General features: G+C 38.2%; 19 protein-coding genes and 1 tRNA gene. 8 read left to right on the top strand and 12 right to left on the bottom strand.

All coding sequences use genetic code 11. The features are described 5' to 3' along the window. The first annotated feature begins 72 nt into the window (after positions 1-72). From A6B40_RS01850 to A6B40_RS01860, 3 genes are all read left to right on the top strand, one after another. A complete protein-coding gene (locus A6B40_RS01850) occupies positions 73-1,992 on the top strand; it encodes a DNA topoisomerase III (protein WP_176671382.1) in 1,920 nt (639 codons plus the stop codon). Between the two features lie 107 nt (positions 1,993-2,099). Next, positions 2,100-2,426, top strand: a complete 327-nt coding sequence (secG, locus tag A6B40_RS01855) for a preprotein translocase subunit SecG (protein ID WP_025217414.1) — start codon at positions 2,100-2,102, stop codon at positions 2,424-2,426. Between the two features lie 19 nt (positions 2,427-2,445). After that, positions 2,446-2,531, top strand: a tRNA-Leu gene (locus A6B40_RS01860). A gap of 184 nt (positions 2,532-2,715) precedes the next feature. Here A6B40_RS01860 and A6B40_RS01865 read toward each other — a convergent pair. Both A6B40_RS01865 and gap read right to left on the bottom strand, forming a co-directional pair. Next, entirely contained in the window at positions 2,716-3,090 is a 375-nt protein-coding gene (locus A6B40_RS01865) for a hypothetical protein (RefSeq protein WP_176671383.1), read from the bottom strand. A 210-nt stretch (positions 3,091-3,300) separates the two neighbouring features. After that, positions 3,301-4,305 (bottom strand): type I glyceraldehyde-3-phosphate dehydrogenase, encoded by a 1,005-nt coding sequence (gene gap / locus A6B40_RS01870; protein WP_025217416.1) that lies wholly within the window; start codon positions 4,303-4,305, stop codon positions 3,301-3,303. 221 nt (positions 4,306-4,526) lie between these two features. Between gap and msrB the strand changes: the two genes are divergently transcribed. From msrB to cls, 3 genes are all read left to right on the top strand, one after another. Next, entirely contained in the window at positions 4,527-4,922 is a 396-nt protein-coding gene (msrB, locus tag A6B40_RS01875) for a peptide-methionine (R)-S-oxide reductase MsrB (protein ID WP_176671384.1), read from the top strand. Positions 4,923-5,008: 86 nt separating this feature from the next. Beyond that, the gene (locus A6B40_RS01880; protein ID WP_176671385.1) at positions 5,009-5,863 is read left to right on the top strand and encodes an endonuclease/exonuclease/phosphatase family protein; all 855 of its coding nucleotides are present in this window, start codon (positions 5,009-5,011) and stop codon (positions 5,861-5,863) included. 29 nt (positions 5,864-5,892) lie between these two features. Continuing rightward, positions 5,893-7,374 carry a cardiolipin synthase gene (cls, locus tag A6B40_RS01885; RefSeq protein WP_176671386.1) on the top strand — a complete coding sequence of 494 codons (1,482 nt, stop codon included), beginning with the start codon at positions 5,893-5,895 and terminating at the stop codon, positions 7,372-7,374. Positions 7,375-7,449: 75 nt separating this feature from the next. Here cls and leuB read toward each other — a convergent pair whose 3' ends face one another. Beyond that, entirely contained in the window at positions 7,450-8,532 is a 1,083-nt protein-coding gene (gene leuB, locus A6B40_RS01890; RefSeq protein ID WP_176671387.1) for a 3-isopropylmalate dehydrogenase, read from the bottom strand. Positions 8,533-8,650: 118 nt separating this feature from the next. Between leuB and A6B40_RS01895 the strand changes: the two genes are divergently transcribed. Next, positions 8,651-8,881 carry a YceK/YidQ family lipoprotein gene (locus A6B40_RS01895; RefSeq protein ID WP_025217421.1) on the top strand — a complete coding sequence of 77 codons (231 nt, stop codon included), beginning with the start codon at positions 8,651-8,653 and terminating at the stop codon, positions 8,879-8,881. A gap of 42 nt (positions 8,882-8,923) precedes the next feature. On the opposite strand, the gene A6B40_RS01900 is transcribed toward A6B40_RS01895, so the two are convergent. From A6B40_RS01900 to A6B40_RS01920, 5 genes are read right to left on the bottom strand one after another with little or no spacing between them, the layout of a single operon-like run. Continuing rightward, the gene (locus A6B40_RS01900; protein WP_176671388.1) at positions 8,924-9,970 is read right to left on the bottom strand and encodes a peptide ABC transporter ATP-binding protein; all 1,047 of its coding nucleotides are present in this window, start codon (positions 9,968-9,970) and stop codon (positions 8,924-8,926) included. A 47-nt stretch (positions 9,971-10,017) separates the two neighbouring features. Then, on the bottom strand, positions 10,018-10,911 hold the full coding sequence (locus A6B40_RS01905; protein ID WP_025217423.1) for an ABC transporter permease subunit: 894 nt from the start codon (positions 10,909-10,911) through the stop codon (positions 10,018-10,020). Continuing rightward, positions 10,898-11,863: an ABC transporter permease gene (locus tag A6B40_RS01910; RefSeq protein ID WP_176671389.1), complete on the bottom strand. Its 966-nt coding sequence runs from the start codon at positions 11,861-11,863 to the stop codon at positions 10,898-10,900. The genes A6B40_RS01905 and A6B40_RS01910 overlap by 14 nt, the downstream gene beginning before the upstream one ends. Before the next feature lie 2 nt (positions 11,864-11,865). Next, a complete protein-coding gene (locus A6B40_RS01915) occupies positions 11,866-13,575 on the bottom strand; it encodes an ABC transporter substrate-binding protein (RefSeq protein WP_038643141.1) in 1,710 nt (569 codons plus the stop codon). Next, positions 13,568-14,500 (bottom strand): sigma 54-interacting transcriptional regulator, encoded by a 933-nt coding sequence (locus A6B40_RS01920; RefSeq protein WP_418887714.1) that lies wholly within the window; start codon positions 14,498-14,500, stop codon positions 13,568-13,570. The genes A6B40_RS01915 and A6B40_RS01920 overlap by 8 nt, the downstream gene beginning before the upstream one ends. 212 nt (positions 14,501-14,712) lie before the next feature. Between A6B40_RS01920 and lpcA the strand changes: the two genes are divergently transcribed. After that, positions 14,713-15,297 (top strand): D-sedoheptulose 7-phosphate isomerase, encoded by a 585-nt coding sequence (gene lpcA, locus A6B40_RS01925; RefSeq protein WP_025247781.1) that lies wholly within the window; start codon positions 14,713-14,715, stop codon positions 15,295-15,297. Positions 15,298-15,336: 39 nt separating this feature from the next. On the opposite strand, the gene A6B40_RS01930 is transcribed toward lpcA, so the two are convergent. Genes A6B40_RS01930 through A6B40_RS01945 form a run of 4 tightly spaced genes read right to left on the bottom strand, consistent with a single transcriptional unit; the run spans position 15,337 to position 17,268 of the window. Continuing rightward, positions 15,337-15,789 (bottom strand): YcgN family cysteine cluster protein, encoded by a 453-nt coding sequence (locus tag A6B40_RS01930; RefSeq protein WP_176671391.1) that lies wholly within the window; start codon positions 15,787-15,789, stop codon positions 15,337-15,339. A 1-nt stretch (position 15,790) separates the two neighbouring features. Further along, positions 15,791-16,111, bottom strand: a complete 321-nt coding sequence (locus A6B40_RS01935) for a YbjQ family protein (RefSeq protein ID WP_025217429.1) — start codon at positions 16,109-16,111, stop codon at positions 15,791-15,793. Further along, a complete protein-coding gene (gene rdgB, locus A6B40_RS01940; RefSeq protein WP_176671392.1) occupies positions 16,111-16,707 on the bottom strand; it encodes an RdgB/HAM1 family non-canonical purine NTP pyrophosphatase in 597 nt (198 codons plus the stop codon). Before rdgB ends, A6B40_RS01935 begins: the two co-directional genes overlap by 1 nt. 42 nt (positions 16,708-16,749) lie before the next feature. Next, on the bottom strand, positions 16,750-17,268 hold the full coding sequence (locus A6B40_RS01945; RefSeq protein ID WP_025217431.1) for a GNAT family N-acetyltransferase: 519 nt from the start codon (positions 17,266-17,268) through the stop codon (positions 16,750-16,752). Positions 17,269-17,271 lie beyond the last annotated feature (3 nt).

Below are 17,271 nucleotides of genomic sequence, written 5' to 3' on the forward strand. Positions count from 1 at the left end.
GCAAAACAACTCTTTTTTCTTAACCGCTTGTAAGCATAACAAGCGGTTAAATTTCTTGAAAATTTTACCATTATGCGTTTATTTGTAGCCGAAAAACCAAGTCTTGCCCGAGCAATTGCCGATGTGTTGCCAAAACCGCACACCAGAGGCGACGGCTTTATTCAATGCGGCGAACACGACACCGTAACTTGGTGTATTGGCCATCTATTAGAACAAGCTGAACCTGATGCCTATGACGAACGTTTTAAAATGTGGCGAATGGAGCATCTCCCTATTGTGCCTGAGCAGTGGAAACTGATTCCGAAAAAAGAGACGCTGAAGCAATTTAAAGTGGTAGAACGGCTGATCAAAAAAGCGGATATTTTGGTCAATGCTGGCGACCCGGATCGTGAAGGGCAACTTTTAGTAGATGAAGTTTTTGGCTATCTCAATTTACCGCCTGAATGCAAAAGCCAAATTCAGCGTTGTTTAGTCAGCGATCTCAACCCTGCTGCGGTAAGTCGTGCGATTGAAAAATTACAAAAAAATAGTGATTTTATACCGCTTTCAACCTCTGCACTTGCTCGTGCCAGAGCCGATTGGCTTTATGGCATTAATATGACTCGAGCCTACACTCTGCAAGGGCGCTTTGCCGGCTATAAAGGCGTGCTATCGGTTGGGCGAGTACAAACCCCTGTGTTGGGCCTGATCGTTCGCCGAGATCTGGAGATCGAAAACTTTATTCCAAAAGATTATTTTGAGGTTTTCGCACACATTGTCGTGCCAGAAACGCAAGAAAAATTCAAAGCGCAATGGCAACCGAGTAAGGCGTGCGAAGATTATCAAGACGAAGATGGGCGAGTACTTTCTCGCCCGCTCGCTGAAAATGTGGTTAAACGCATTACCAATCAGCTAGCAAAAGTGGTGGAATATCAAAATAAAATCGAGAAAGAAACCGCTCCGCTGCCCTATTCGCTGTCGGTTTTACAAATGGAAGCCGCAGGAAAATATGGGTTTTCTGCTCAAGCGGTACTGGATATTTGCCAAAAATTGTATGAAACACACAAACTGATTACTTACCCACGTTCCGACAATCGCTATTTGCCGAGCGAACATTTTAACGACCGTTTCAAGGTAATGGCGGCGATTTCGCACCATTTACCTGAATATCAAGAAAAGCCTGAGGTAGTTGATCCGAACAAACGAAACCGTTGTTGGAACGACAAAGAGGTGGAAGCTCACCACGCTATTATTCCAACTGCCAGACAAGGCACTGTGCATTTGACTGAAAATGAGAAACGGATTTATCAACTCATTGCTCGCCAATACTTAATGCAATTCTGTCCTGATGCGGAATACCGCAAAAGCAAAATTGATCTTGAAATTGCGGGTGGAAAGTTTACCGCACAAGCTCGTAATTTATCAGTTGCGGGCTGGAAAGCCTTGCTTGGTAAAGGAGATAGTTTTGATGATGCCGAACCGCTACTGCCGATTGTGAAGAAAGGGCAAGTTCTCCATTGTGAAAACGGCGAAATTGCGAGCAAAAAAACGCAACCGCCACGCCATTTTACTGATCGCAGCCTGCTTTCTGCGATGACCGGCATTGCTCGATTTGTGCAAGATAAAGAATTGAAAAAAGTGCTAAGAGAAACCGATGGCTTAGGCACAGAAGCTACTCGTGCCGGTATTATAGAATTACTGTTTAAGCGTGGCTTCTTAATCCGCAAAGGTAAAAATATTCACAGCACAGAAGCAGGAAGAACTCTCATTCATGCCTTACCTGATTCTGCGACGCAGCCTGATATGACCGCTCATTGGGAAATGCAGCTTAACCAAATCAGCAAAAAAGAGGCTAGCTATCAGCAATTTATGTTTGAGCTAAATCAGCAATTACCTCATTTGCTACAAAGCCCAAATCGTCAAATTTTGCAAAATTTAGCGAAAATAACACCGCTTGCAAATAAACCGAAAGCTCATTATTCGAAAAAGACAGCACGATCTGTTGAAAATTAAATCAAGCGTTTAAAAATCAGCGTTTGGCTCTTGTCAAACGGACGTAAATTCTATATTATTCACGCCATTGCAAATTTCGCATTAAAGAATATATAGAGAACAAATTAATGTTAATTAACGTTTTAACGATTGTTTATCTTGTAGTAGCCATTTTGCTAATTGCATTTGTGTTAATGCAACAAGGCAAAGGTGCTGATGCTGGAGCTTCTTTCGGAGCTGGTGCTTCAGCAACAGTTTTCGGCTCAGCAGGCTCAGCAAACTTTTTATCAAGAACAACTGCTTTATTAGCAACTATTTTCTTCGCAATTAGCTTAGTGATTGGAAATTTAAGTTCACACACAACTGCTCCAACAAGCCAATTTGAAGATTTAAGTCACATTGAACAAAAACAAGCAGAACCTGTAAAAACAGAAAACAGCGATATTCCTCAATAATCGCAAAATCAGAATAAATGCTCTGGTGGTGGAATTGGTAGACACGCTATCTTGAGGGGGTAGTGTCCATAGGATGTGCGAGTTCGAGTCTCGCCCAGAGCACCATTTAACTACAAAACTAAATAAGAAAGCCCGTAAAATCAACCTTTTCGGGCTTTTTTGCTATCGAAACAACCAAAAAAACGCTTCCTATCAAAAATTTTAGTTGCACATTTAGTTACATATTTAGCCTACTATCGGATGCCTATACAAGAGAAAGCTTCTTATTCACGGGAACAACCATATCAAGTTACTTGTATTTGATGTTTATCTCAATATCGAAAAGGTCCGTCGTTTTTCCTTCTTTATCTGTCCAACTTACTTTACCAGTGACAATAGTGTCGATTTCATCATCAATATCATTTGGTGGCAGGTGGCGTAGCTTATCTTGAACAATTGGGCGTTTGAGCTCTTTTTCAAGCCACTCATTCAGCTCTTTTTCTTCTAAGCCTCGCTTTATTTCTTGATTTTTACGCACAATCGAAGCAGCAAAGAAAGTAAAAAATACAACTAATAAAATTCCGGCATTTACCCAGCCTATTTTATTAAAGATTAAAATCGTAAAAAAGGTAATGATTGATAACATAATAAAATAACAAAAATTACCCATTTTAATTTTCTCCATAGTAGCTAGCTTATGGATAATATATAGCAATTTCGATGTCAAATTTCAATAAACAATCTCCACAAATCAAAGAATTTCTTTTTCAAGCTCAAACGTATTTTTACCATTCGGGATTATAAACTTAAAACAACATTAAAATATTACCCAAAGCGAAAGGACCAAACTCTTCTCAGAATTTGGTCCTTATTAAATTTATCTATAACTTAGCCATTAGCCTTTATAGTTATAAACGTGAGCTACTAAGTCTAATACTTTGTTTGAGTAACCAACTTCGTTATCGTACCAAGATACTAATTTAACGAAAGTATCTGTTAATGCGATACCCGCTGCTGCATCGAATACAGAAGTTTCAGTTGCACCATTGAAATCTGTTGAAACTACTGCATCTTCTGTGTAACCTAATACGCCTTTCATTTCATTTTCTGAAGCACGTTTGATTTCTGCACAGATTTCAGCGTAAGTTGCTGGTTTTTCTAAGTTTACAGTTAAATCAACAACAGAAACGTTTGTGGTTGGAACACGGAACGCCATACCAGTTAATTTACCGTTTAATGCTGGTAATACTTTACCTACTGCTTTCGCTGCACCTGTTGATGAAGGGATGATGTTTTGTGATGCACCACGACCACCACGCCAGTCTTTCGCTGATGGACCATCTACAGTTTTTTGTGTCGCAGTTGTTGCGTGAACTGTAGTCATTAAGCCTTCTTTGATACCGAATTTCTCGTGGATTACTTTCGCTAATGGCGCTAAGCAGTTTGTAGTACAAGAAGCGTTTGATACGATGTCTTGACCTGCATAAGCGTCAAAGTTTACACCGTTTACGAACATAGGCGTTGCATCTTTAGATGGACCTGTTAAAACAACTTTTTTCGCACCAGCAGTAATGTGTTTACGAGCAGTTTCATCATCTAAGAATAAGCCAGTTGCTTCAACTGCGATATCAACACCGATTTCGTCCCATTTTAAGTTAGCAGGATCACGCTCAGCAGTTACACGGATTGCTTTACCGTTTACTACTAATTGACCATCTTTAACTTCAACAGTACCATCAAAACGGCCATGAGTTGAATCGTATTTCAACATATAAGCCATATAATCAACATCGATCAAGTCGTTGATACCAACTACTTCGATGTCATCACGATGTTGTGCTGCACGGAAAACAATACGACCAATACGGCCAAAGCCGTTAATACCAATTTTAATTGCCATAGATTTTTCTACCTATATTAAAGTTAAACAAAATTTGTTCTTTATGTACTACTAAAGATGTTAGAGATTATAACACATCTTTTCCACTTCCTGACAAGCTTAAAGAACTCGCTCAATATAACAGATAATTTTTTTGTGATCTATGTCAAATTTTCAAATTTATAGCGATTTATAATGAAAAAAAAGTTAGAATATTTTGCGATGAGGTAAGGAGAAAAATAGTGATTAAAGATATTAAAGACTTAACCAAGCAGCAAGTTGATATTTTAATAAATCACGGTACAGAACGTCCTTTTACGGGAAAATTATTGAATGAAAACCGTGTAGGTATTTACCGTTGTGCAAGATGTCATCAAGATCTCTTTCATTCTGATACTAAATTTGATGCTGGTTGTGGCTGGCCAAGCTTTTATCAAACAATTTCAAAAACATCATTACGCTATCTAGATGATTACAGTTTTGGGATGCACAGAACCGAAATCCGTTGCGGCAATTGTGATTCCCATATGGGGCATGTTTTTAATGATGGTCCGCCACCTACAGGATTACGTTTTTGCTTAAATTCTGTCGCATTAAATTTTAAGTGGGCAAAAACTGGCGAGGAAATGGACGGCTAATTTTCGAGATACAAGCGGTTAAATTTGGATAGAAATTTGCAAAAAATTATCTAAATTTAACCGCTTGTTTGGCTAGCGATAAAAATATGAAAAAACGCTTACTATTATTAACCCTGACCTTATTAGGGAGTGCTTTATTATTGAACTACAGAAACCTAACCATTTATACTACCCCTGAAGTTGTTTTTCAAGATTCTAAGAAAAGCATCTTTAAAGAAATGGAGTTTTCTTCTTATTGGCGATGCTATCAAAATACTGACGTTGCCCCAACTCCGAATAAACGTTTTCAGTTGCTTAATTGGAATATTCATAAAGGCAAAGATCCTAACTGGCAAGAAGATCTAAAAAAATTTACTGAGAAAAAAGATTTTGTGCTATTACAAGAGGCAACTTCAGGGCAACAGATTTCAGACTTACTTTCACAATTTGAGAGTTCTTTGCATATTTTTGCCTTTCAGTACCAACAGCAAAAATCAGGTATTCTCAATTTAAGCCGTTTAGATGCTGATCGCTATTGCCTAAATGGCTCTCAAGAACCGTTGCTTAGATTACCTAAATTGATGTCTGCAATGCGTTTTCCGTTTGAAAATGGTCAATCTTTACTTGTAATTAATGTCCACCTAATTAATTTTGATTGGACGAACCATAGTTATCAGAAGCAACTAGATGGCTTAAAAGTGCTTATTCAACAACATCAAGGAGCCGTTATTTTAGCAGGCGATTTTAATACTTGGAACGAAAAGCGCAAAGCCAAGCTACTTGAATTAACCAATGACTTACAACTAGCAGAGGTGCAAATTATCCCTGACATTCGGACCACTGCGTTTGGTTATCCGTTAGATTATATTTTTACTCGAGATATTATTGTACATTCTGCAACAAGCTATACAGTGAAAAGCTCCGATCACAATCCACTTGAGCTTGATTTTTCGCTAAAATAGCCTTGAAACATTTTGATAAGGACTGTCTTATGCCGTTTTCTTTCACTTGGAGTAGCTTCTTACTTCTCATTAACTTTCTGATTGTAGTGTTGTTTTCTATCAGAGTGCTATATACCCAACGCAATATCGGCGCAGCTATTGCATGGATAATAATCCTATTCGTTTTCCCTGTGGTGGGAATTGTTCTTTATTTATTGATTGGCGAGCCTCGTGTTAGTAAAAGGCGTCTTGCTCGAACCCAAAAAATGATCAAATTCTATGATGAGTTTGCAGAAGAATATTTACCAAGTGAGCATTTCAATCCTGATGATGAAATTCATCCTACCTTTCGTGGTATTGAGCGAATGGCGGAACAAACCACTTGCTTAGGTGCAAGTGCGAATAATAGTATGAAACTGCTTAGTACCACCGATGAAATTTTGAACTCTATGATTGAGGATATTGAGCAAGCACAATACAGCTGCCTACTCGCCTTTTATATTGTAGAACCTGAGGGCAAAATTAATAAGCTATTAGAAGCAATTAAAGCGGCGGCAGAACGTGGTGTGCATTGTGTGATTTTAGCTGATGATGTAGGAAGCGGTCCATTTCTCAAAAGCGAGTGGCGCACCAAACTAGAGCAAGTTGGTGTATTTATTCAAACTTCCCTGCCGGTTGGTCTTATGCAAACTATTTATGGTCGCAATGATTTGCGTAATCATCGCAAAATTTTAGTCATTGACTACCAAATTGGTTATACAGGAAGTTTTAACTTAATCGACCCTGTATTATTTAGAAAAGATATCGGTATTGGCAGATGGTTTGATGTGATGATGCGTTGTACCGGTCCTATTGTGCTTGAAATGGCAGCTGTTCTCTACGCAGATATTGCCGTAGAAGATGACGAAAACCTGCAAAAAGTAAAAGATTTCTTAAATCAACAGGCGAAAAAACACAATGGCTTAACAGCGCCAACCACTGGTGGTGTTATTGCACAGGTTATTCCGTCTGCTCCTGAACAAGAAGAAAGTATTATTTATGAAACCATTTTATGTGCAATTCACCTTGCAACCAAACGCATAGTGATTACGACCCCTTATTTTGTTCCAAACGAACCGCTATTATTGGCACTCACTACTGCCGCACGCAAAGGAGTTGATGTTACGCTTATTTTACCAAGAAAAAATGACTCTAAAATGGTGCATTATGCTTCACGTGCTTATTTTCCATTGCTACTTAAAAACAATGTAAAAATTGCTCGCTTCGATCAAGGTATGCTCCATACTAAAACATTGGTGATTGATGATGAATTCAGCCTATTCGGCACGGTAAATATGGATATGCGAAGTTTCTTCCTGAATTTAGAAATCAGTCTTGCCATTTATGATAAAAAAATAACTAAAGAGATTTCTCAACTTCAACAGAAATATCTTGAACAAAGTGAATTGATTACCCCGAAAGGCTGGCGTTATCGCATCAAATTATGGGGATTAGTCGAAAATATTGTCAGATTGATGAGTCCACTACTCTAAATGCAAGCGGTCAAAATCAGAACGTCTTTTGCAAATTTTTAACCGATTTTGACCGCTTGTTATGTAATTTTCAGATTAGGCTAAAATATTTTTCGCAATCATATCGCCCATTTCTGAGGTAGAAAGTGGCTTGCTGTCATCAGCGAGATCCGCAGTGCGGTAACCGTCTGCTAATGTTTTTTGGATTGCGGTTTCGATTGCCTCTGCCGCTTCGCCTAAGTTGAAGCTGTAGCGTAGCATCATTGCAGCAGAAAGAATTTGGGCAATCGGGTTGGCGATGTTTTTGCCTGCGATGTCCGGAGCTGAACCACCTGCCGGTTCATATAAACCGAAGCCTTTTTCGTTGAGGCTGGCAGAAGGCAACATTCCCATTGAACCGGTAATCATCGCCGCTTCGTCTGAAATAATATCGCCGAAAATATTCGAGCAAAGTAGCACGTCAAACGATTCAGGGGCTTTGATAAGCTGCATTGTGGCGTTATCAATATACATATGCTCAAGCGTCACTTCCGGATACCCTTTCGCAATTTCGGTTACGGTTTCACGCCATAAAATCGAGCTTTGTAACACATTAGCTTTATCCACCGAAGTCACGTGTCTTTTGCGTTTCATCGCCGACTCAAACGCCACGCGAGCAATACGCTCAATTTCATATTTGTAATACACTTCGGTGTCGAAAGCTCGGATTTGCGAGCCTTCTCCGTCTCTGCCTTTTGGTTGCCCGAAGTAAATTCCGCCAGTTAATTCACGCACCACCACCATATCAAAGCCTTTTGCGGCAATATCAGCACGCAGTGGGCAGAATTTTTCTAAGCCTTTGTAAAGTGCTGCCGGGCGTAAGTTACAGAATAGAGAGAAATGTTTGCGAAGTGGGAGTAATGAGCCACGTTCAGGCTGTTCATCCGGCGGTAAATTTACCCATTTCGGGCCACCCACCGATCCAAATAAAATCGCATCGGCTTCTTCACAACCTTTTAAAGTGTTTTCCGGCAGTGCTTTGCCTTGAGCATCAATCGCTGCCCCACCAATGTTGTATTCGTTGAAATTTAATTTAAAACCAAATTTTTGCTGCGTTGCTTCAAGCACTTTGATGGCTTGAGCCATTACTTCAGGTCCAATTCCATCGCCGGCTAATACCGCAATATTGTAAGTTTGCATATAGTTCCTCTTAAAATTATCAATATAAAATTCTGTTACATTCTGCCTGAAAACGATATTTTTTTAAATGCAATTTTAGTGAAATAGCGTAAAATAACCGCCTATTTGGAGATTTTTAATGAAAATAACCGCCTGTAAAATACTCGCCCTACTCTATTTAGTGCTGAATTTAACTGCCTGTGGCACAATGATTAGTTTGGTTGAACAAGACTACAGTGTCTATGCAGGTGTAACTAAAGACTTCCAAGCAATGCAACAAGGTGGTATTTTGGCGGTGCTAGCGGTTATTGATTTACCGCTGAGCTTTGTATTAGATACTCTGATGTTGCCCGTAACTCTCAGTCAATAACAAGCGATCATATTTTAGGTTATTTTTGCAAATCGCTTGTTTTTATTCCTTATCACCCAATTCTGCCACCACAAATGGCGTATTTTCGACTTTATTTTTCAACAAATTCTGCTCTCTAAAGTTAATCGGGAAATGGCAGGCAAATTCGTGCTGTTTCACTTTCACTAACGGCGGTTTGTTTATACACTTTTTCTGAGCAAAAGGACAACGGGGCCCTAAACGGCAGCCAATCGGCATTTCGTGCAACATCGGCACAGAACCTCGTAGCGTATTCAAACTGCTTTTAAACACCAGTGGTTGAGAAAAATCGGGCGAGCTGTTGAGCAACACCCTAGTATAGGGGTGGTAAGAAGATTCTAAAATGCTCTCTTTATCCGCAATTTCCACCGTTTGCCCACAATAAAGCACATTATAAGAATCCACCCAGTTTTGGATACTTTTCATATCATTGCTAACTAGCAAAATTGATGTTCCAAGATTTTGATTCATACTGGAAAGTAGGCGATAAATTTGAAGCTGCGTAGTGGATTCCATAATGTTAGTTGGTTCATCAGCTACTAATAACCGCGGCTGATTAGCCACCGCCATCGCTATCATTACTTTCTGAGCCTCGCCTTCAGTAATATCAACAGGATAACTATTCATAATATCTTGATGATCCCGAACCCCCACACGATGTAGTAGCTCAATTGCTTTTTTCTTTTTCCAACCAAACCATTGCCACCATTTGCCTTTAAAGTTAATTGCCTGCATTAGTTGTTTGCTGATACGTTGGCTCGGGTCAAGGCTAGCTAACGGCTCTTGGAATACCATCGAAATGTGATCGCCTACTAATTTTCGGCGCTCTTTTGGGGAAAGTTTTAGTAGCTCAATATCATCAAAACGAAAACGGTCAGCTGTCACAATCCATTCTTCTTTCACAATGCCACAAATCACTTTTGCAATCAGGCTTTTTCCTGAACCAGACTCTCCAACTAAACCGCAAATTTCGCCTTCATCAACAGTTAGGTTAATGTTATCCACCATTTTTACTCGCCCTTTTGGCGTGTCGATTTCAATGCTTAAATGGCGAATATCAAGTAGTGCCATAATATTCCTTAATTTGCAAATTTTTGCGATAAAATAACCGCTTGTAATTAGGCTTTATGATATTTCTCAAATACAGAGGTAAGCCTCGTTCCTAACATTGTAATTGTAAAAATACTGAAAATAATTGCAAGCCCCGGCAAAATAACCGTCCACGGTGCAATATAAATCAGCTCCATAGATTCTCTAATCATAGCTCCCCATTCAGGGGTAGGGCTTTGTGCACCAAGCATAATAAAACTTAATGCACTAATATCTAATATCGCAATCACAAAGATATGTGAAAGCGCTTTAATTGCGACACCCGTTAAATTAGGAATAATTACTTCCTTAATTAAATACCAACGACTTGCTCCGTCTAATTTGAGCGTTAAAATATACTCTTTCTTTAATTGCAATTCTGTTGCTTGATAAATCTTATGAATAAAATGTGGTAACATAGCCAAAAAAATAGCAAGCATTGCATTCATTAAACTTGCATCCATCAATGTCGCAATAATAATTGCAATGAGTAAAATTGGCATAAATAAGAATGTATCAAATAAATGGCTAATAAACCAAACTGATTGACCTTTTCTTAGCCCCGCATAAATCCCAATGCTTCCACCAATTAAGCCAATGAGGAATGTAATCAGAAGCGCTGAACCTACTGTATAGTAAAATCCATACATAATTCGACTTAAAATATCCCGTCCTAAATCATCAGTACCGAAAAAGTGGCGAATTTGTCCTCTGTCGTCCCAAGAAGGGGGCATCAGCTCTAAACCAACAAATTGTTCATTATAGTTGTAAGGTGCAAGTAAACTACCCAAAAAAACTAATGTTAGTAGAAGTAGAAGGAGATAAAAACTCCCCAAAGCCACTTTATCTTGACGAAAAGACAACCAGAATTTTTTGAGATATTCTGTTTCCCTAAATTGCTCTGCATCTTTAATAAGAGCCATACCAATCCTTTTTATCTGAAGGGTCTAAGATTACCCGAATAAAACCTGTCATCATATCAACTAGCAATACAAATACGCCAATAGCTACCACGCCAGCAGAAATAGCATTATAGTCTTGGATCGCTAAAGCATTAATTAACCAACGTCCAATACCTCCCCAGCTAAAAATATTTTCAATCAACATACCAAAAGCAAAAATAAGAATAAAGGTACGAGCTATCATCGGCAATAATGATGGTAACGTATTGCGAATAATGTGGGTAGTCCAAATTCTAAATGGTGTCCACCCTCTTGTTTTTGCTACTTTAATATAATTTTGTCGCATCACATAAGCCGCTCTATCTTGCGTAACGTGCATAATTTCAAGTGTTGCCGGAATGGCTAATACTAATGCAGGAAGAGCTAAATGTTGAAGGGTATTTTGCATCATTTTTAACTTATAAGGACTATCTGATAACCAAATATCTAGTAGAAGAAAACCAGTTACCTTCTGTTTAGGGTAAATGGGGTGGATCTCTCCAACCGCTGAAATTTCCCACTGATTAAGTGAAGCATCATACATTAAGACCAATCCTAGCCAAAATACTGGAATAGCTAGACTGAGTGTTCCTGCAATATTTAATGCTTTTCCTAACATATTTTGTTGCTGAGTAGCCGCAAAAAAACCTAATGGAATACCGATGATAAGTGACACTATAAGTGCGGATAAGCAAAGCGTAATAGTTGCTGGAAATACCTGTAAAATTTGTGCCGTTAATGACTGCCCATTAGTAAAACTAATACCAAAATCGCCATTTAATAACGATTTTACATAATTAAAATACGCATCAAACCAATTCAGCTCTGCTAAATGATTCAATGGGTCTCTTAACAGAATATGAAAGCTAATGATAGATAAGAAAATCAGTGTAATTAAGGTAAGAAATACTTTTCGGATAAAGGCTGTTAGCATAATTAATTTCCTTTCTTGTTATCCGAACTTAAACGTAACTCAGATAATTTTACCTGCCCAAAAGGTGAAATTTCCGCCTGTTGAATCCCATTTTTAACAACTAAAACTCGGTTCGCGTTGACCAATGGCAAAATAGGTAACTGCTCTTCTAGTAGCTTTTGTGCAAATTCATACAACAGATTCGATGAAGCCTTATCATCACTTAAACGAGCCGTTTCTAGCCAAAAATCAAAATCTTCGTTACACCAATTTGATAAATTAGTCACCGTATGGGCCGTTTTACAGCTAAGAAGGGGCTCTAAAAAACTATTAAGATCAAGATTATTTGCAAGCCAGCCTCCTAAAATCAGATCATAATCAGCAGTTTTATTTTCAAGTTGCTGCACTAAATAAGCACGGCTAACCTTACGGATACGAATATCCAAATTCTGCTTTGCCAGATCAGCTCGAATCATCTCCGCCATTTTAAGCGGATGTTGATTGTAGACTCTGCTTTCATTAATCACCCATAGTTCTAGAGCAGCTCTATTTGCAAAATTTTTCGTTTTTTCAACCGATTGCTCTGCTGTTTTTAACTGTGGCTCATAAGGGTAACTTTCAGCATTTTTCTTCGCCCACAATGCAGTTGGTAAAACATTATCAGCGACTTCACCTATTCCATAAAATAAGCTTTCTGCAATACGTTTTCGATTAATGCTTCTTGAAATCTGCTGGCGTAGTGGTAAATCTAGTCCAATCTCTTTTTGCATATTAAATGCTAAATAGACTAAATTCGCCCCCTTACTGCTAACAAGGTGCTCATCCATTAATACAGACATCTGACTAGGCTCAGGGAAAGCAACCACATTGCACTCGTTATTTAAAAATTTAGCCATTCTTCCTGTTGCTTCTGTAGAAAAATCTACCACCATATTTTCGATATTAGCCTTTTTACTCCAATAATCGGTATTCGGTTTTAGCCTTACATAACTATTATTTTCATAATCTGCTAGTTGGTACACTCCCGTACCTACTGGCAATAGATCAAGCTGAGCCAAATTATCATCCGCATTAAGTTGTAACGCATATTCCTTTGAAAGGATCACCGCATATTGACTTGCTAAATGGGCTAAAATAGATGAGTCTGGTTTAGTAAGCCTAATTTTTACTATATGGTTTGAGGGAGAATTAATACTCTCAATTTTATTTGCAAGATCTACACTCTCAAAATAAGGGTAATAAACTTGGCTTGTTGCTTTTTGATAAATATACGTTTGTCGTTGATGATGTAAAGCTTTCTCTGCTTCACTTTCAATTTCTGGCAAATCGCCGTTTTTCCCAATCATTCTATTTAAAGAGAAAATGACATCTTCCGCATTCAACGTACGGGTTGGTGTAAACCAGCTCGTTGAATGAAAGGCGACATTTTTCCTTAAATGTAGTGTGATTTCTAAGCCATCCTCACTAATTGAATAACGCTCAGCTAACGCAGGTTCAAGATGATTTTTCTTAGGGTTAAACTCAACAAGTTTATCGTAAATCTGCTCTGTTACTACATTCATATTCGAGCTCACATCCGACTTTTGTGGATTAAATGAAAATCCAGATGGCGAAGTGCAATAGACTAAGCTATTTTCCAATAATGTGTTAGGAATACTAGGTGCTGCACTAGCGGTCGAATTTAAGCCAAAATTTGCAAAAACGACAGAGAAAAGAACCGCTAGTTTATTCATCTTTCGTATTTCCATTTTTGGTTAATCCATATTGGCGTAATTTATTTGCAACTGCTGTATGCGAAAGCCCCAATCTTTGTGCTAATTTACGAGTGCTTGGGTATTCCGCGTAAAATTTTTGCAATAGCTGTGCCTCATATTGATTCATCATTTGTTCGAGGGTGGATTCTTCAAATAATAAAGTATCAATTCCACTCGAAGCATCAGGTAAATTTAACTCTTTAACTGATAAGCGATAGCTTGGTGAGAGCGTACAGGCTCGATAAATAGCATTGTAAAGCTCACGTAAATTACCCGGCCAACGATAATTTTCTAAAGCTTGTAGAAAAGCATTATCGTACTCAAGCTTACTCACACCGAGTTGTTCACTTACTTGAGCAATGAAATGATCAGCCAGTAAAGGAATATCCTCTTTACGTTCTCGTAAAGGCGGAAGATTTAGTGTTAGTACATTTAATCGATGATAAAGATCTTCTCTTACTTTTCCTTCAGCTACAAGCTGAGCTAAAGGCTTTTGTGATGTGCAAATTACCCTCACATCAACCTGAATTTCTTTGTCTTCCCCAACCCGACGAAAAGATCCATCATTTAAAAAACGGAGCAATTTTGCTTGCATTTCAAGAGAAAGTTCAGAGATAGAGTCCAACAAAACCGTACCACCATTGGCGTATTCAAAAAAACCAACTGCCTCACTACTACTGCTACGATGCCCAAACATTTCTGTTTCAGCATCTTCTGCAGGCAATCCCGCACAATTTACCGCAATAAATTTTTTTGCTCTACGATCACTAAAATTATGACAAGCCTTTGCAAATACATCCTTTCCCGTACCTGTTTCCCCTTGAATTAATAAAGGTGCATTCAGATTTGCGAATTTTTTTGCTTTAGTAATAACCTCTTTAATTTTTTCTGATTGACCAATCATTTTTTCAAAGTATTCCGAATAAGTTGCCATTGATTTTCTCACTATCCCTACAAAGATTAGATCAGATCATACCGCTATTTTATATTTTTGGAAACTTTTGTTTACATTATTATTTGATTTACAATACAGCATATATCTTCTAAACTTACCGCACTTTTGGCTAAACAAGCGGTCATATTTTAAGAATTCTTTACCAATTAAAGGAGAACATTATGTATTTAGAGCAGATTAAAGCTGAACTGCAAGAAGCAGCAGATGTATTAGACAAATTTATTTCTGATGAAAACAATATCAAATTAATTCAAGAAGCCGCTTTCCTAATTGCTAATAGTTTTAAGCAAGGCGGAAAAGTGATTTCTTGTGGTAATGGCGGCTCTCATTGTGATGCAATGCATTTTGCTGAAGAATTAACAGGTCGTTATCGTGAAAATCGCCCAGGTTACCCTGCTATTGCAATTTCTGATGTAAGCCATCTAAGCTGCGTAAGTAACGATTTTGGCTATGATTTTGTATTCTCTCGCTACTTAGAAGCTGTTGGAAAAAAAGGTGATGTATTATTTGGCCTATCCACTTCTGGCAACTCAAAAAATGTATTAAATGCTATTAAAGTTGCTAAAGAGAAAGGAATGAAAGTCATTGCAATGACAGGTAAAGATGGTGGGCAAATGGCGGGCTTAGCCGATGTTGAGATTCGTGTGCCACATTTCCGTTATGCTGACCGCATTCAAGAAATCCATATTAAAGTGATTCATATCTTAATGATGCTAATTGAGTTTGAAATGGCAAAATCTGAATAAAGATAAAAACAAAAGGCGTTTTGATAAACGCCTTTTTAACTAAGCTTCATCAATTACAAATTCAAACCAATCAATCACCTCTTTTTCGTGAATACCGTTCGCAATTAAAATACCTGCATTTTTTACCGAATGAGGATCTTTTGAGATCAACGGATGCCAGTCATATAAAGGCTTTCCTTCATATAGCAAGCGGTAAGCACAGGTTTTCGGTAGCCAGCCAAAATCAGGTAAATTCTTTTTGGTTAGTTTAGTGCAATCTTTCTCAATTTTGAAACGCTCAAGGTAATTAGTACAACGCCCTGTATTGACATCTAATAAATTACAAGCAACAGAAGTGTAGTAAAGCCGCTCTCGCTTACCTCGTCCTTGAATATATTTTCGGTAGCAACATTTGCCGCAACCGTCACATAATGCTTCCCATTCCGAATCATTCATTTCTAGCAGAGATTTCTTCTGCCAGAAATTTTCATTAATTTCTTGACTAGATTGCATATTAGCGAAGAATAACCGCCGTACCTGTTGCTACTACAATAAACATCCCTTTATCACCACCCATAGATTGATATTCCATTGAGACACCGACTACCGCATTTGCTCCTACTTTTTTTGCTTCTTTTTCTAACTCAGCTAATGCTTGTTTACGTGAGTTATTCAATTTGCTTTCATAAGCACCTGCACGGCCACCAATTACATCTGTAATACCCGCTAAAAAATCACGGATAAAGTTTGCACCTGAGACTACCTCACCAAATACTAAACCTTTATATTCAGCAATTTGTTTACCTTCAATGATTGGTGTTGTTGTTATGATCATTATTTTTTCCCTCTTAGCTGTTGTATTAAGCTATCTAAAGCTATAGCACGGTGTGAAATTGCTTTTTTCTCTCGAGTTTCCATCTCTGCAAAAGTCACTAATTTTGGCGGATAGAAAAAGAGCGAATCATAGCCGAAACCATTTTCGCCTTTTTCTTCTGTTAAAATTTCACCAAAACATTCTCCTAGTGCAATGTAAGGTGTTGGATCTGTTTCGTGTTTTAAGAACACAATACAGCTAACAAATTTTGCTGAGCGATTCTCCTTATCTGCCATTTCTTTTATTAGTTTTTTACGATTATCCGCATCTATTGCTTGCTCACCGGCATAACGGGAAGAATATAGCCCTGGAGCGCCATCTAAAGCCTCAACCGATAAGCCAGAATCATCTGCAATCGCAGGTAATCCTGTAATTTTAGAGGCAAAACGAGCTTTAATTAACGCATTTTCAACAAAGGTTAAGCCTGTTTCTTCTGGTGACTTAATGCCAAATTCACTTTGTGCAATCACCTCAAAGCCAAACTCAGCTAACACGTCTGCCATTTCTTTTACTTTACCTGCATTACTAGTTGCAAGTACAACTTTTGTTTTTTCCATTTCCTCTCTCTTTGCAAAAAATTATTCAAAATTAACCGCTTGTTACTCAATACCTTTTTGGTAAGACATCATCAGTAGCGTTCGCCATTTATCCTCACCCTGCTCATCTTTGCCCATATTAGCAATATGAGGGAAACGCCCCCAAAGTTCAAAACCGTGTTTTTTCATTAGATTTTGGCTAACAGTATTAAGTTCAAACACATATGCCATTAACGTATGGATATTATAATTTAGCATTTCGGCTTTCATAAACTCAATAATTTTTGACCCATAGCCTTTACCTTTTGCTTGAGCATCTAAGTAAATACTGATTTCGGAGGTATGTATAAAAGCAGACCTTTCATAAAACGGGGAAAAGCTAAACCAGCCTGCTACGCCTACTTCATCTTCAACAACCCAGATCGGATATTGTGCTGCTTGGAGGTGGAAATCAAACCATTTACGGCGGTTTTCTGTAGTAGCAAATTCCAAGTCAGCCGTAATTTGATACGTTGGGATTGCTTGATTGTATATTGCTAATATAATTTCAAAATCCGTTTCTATTGCTTTTCGGATCTGCATTTT

Source organism: Mannheimia varigena, assembly GCF_013377235.1.
GTDB lineage: Bacteria > Pseudomonadota > Gammaproteobacteria > Enterobacterales > Pasteurellaceae > Mannheimia > Mannheimia varigena.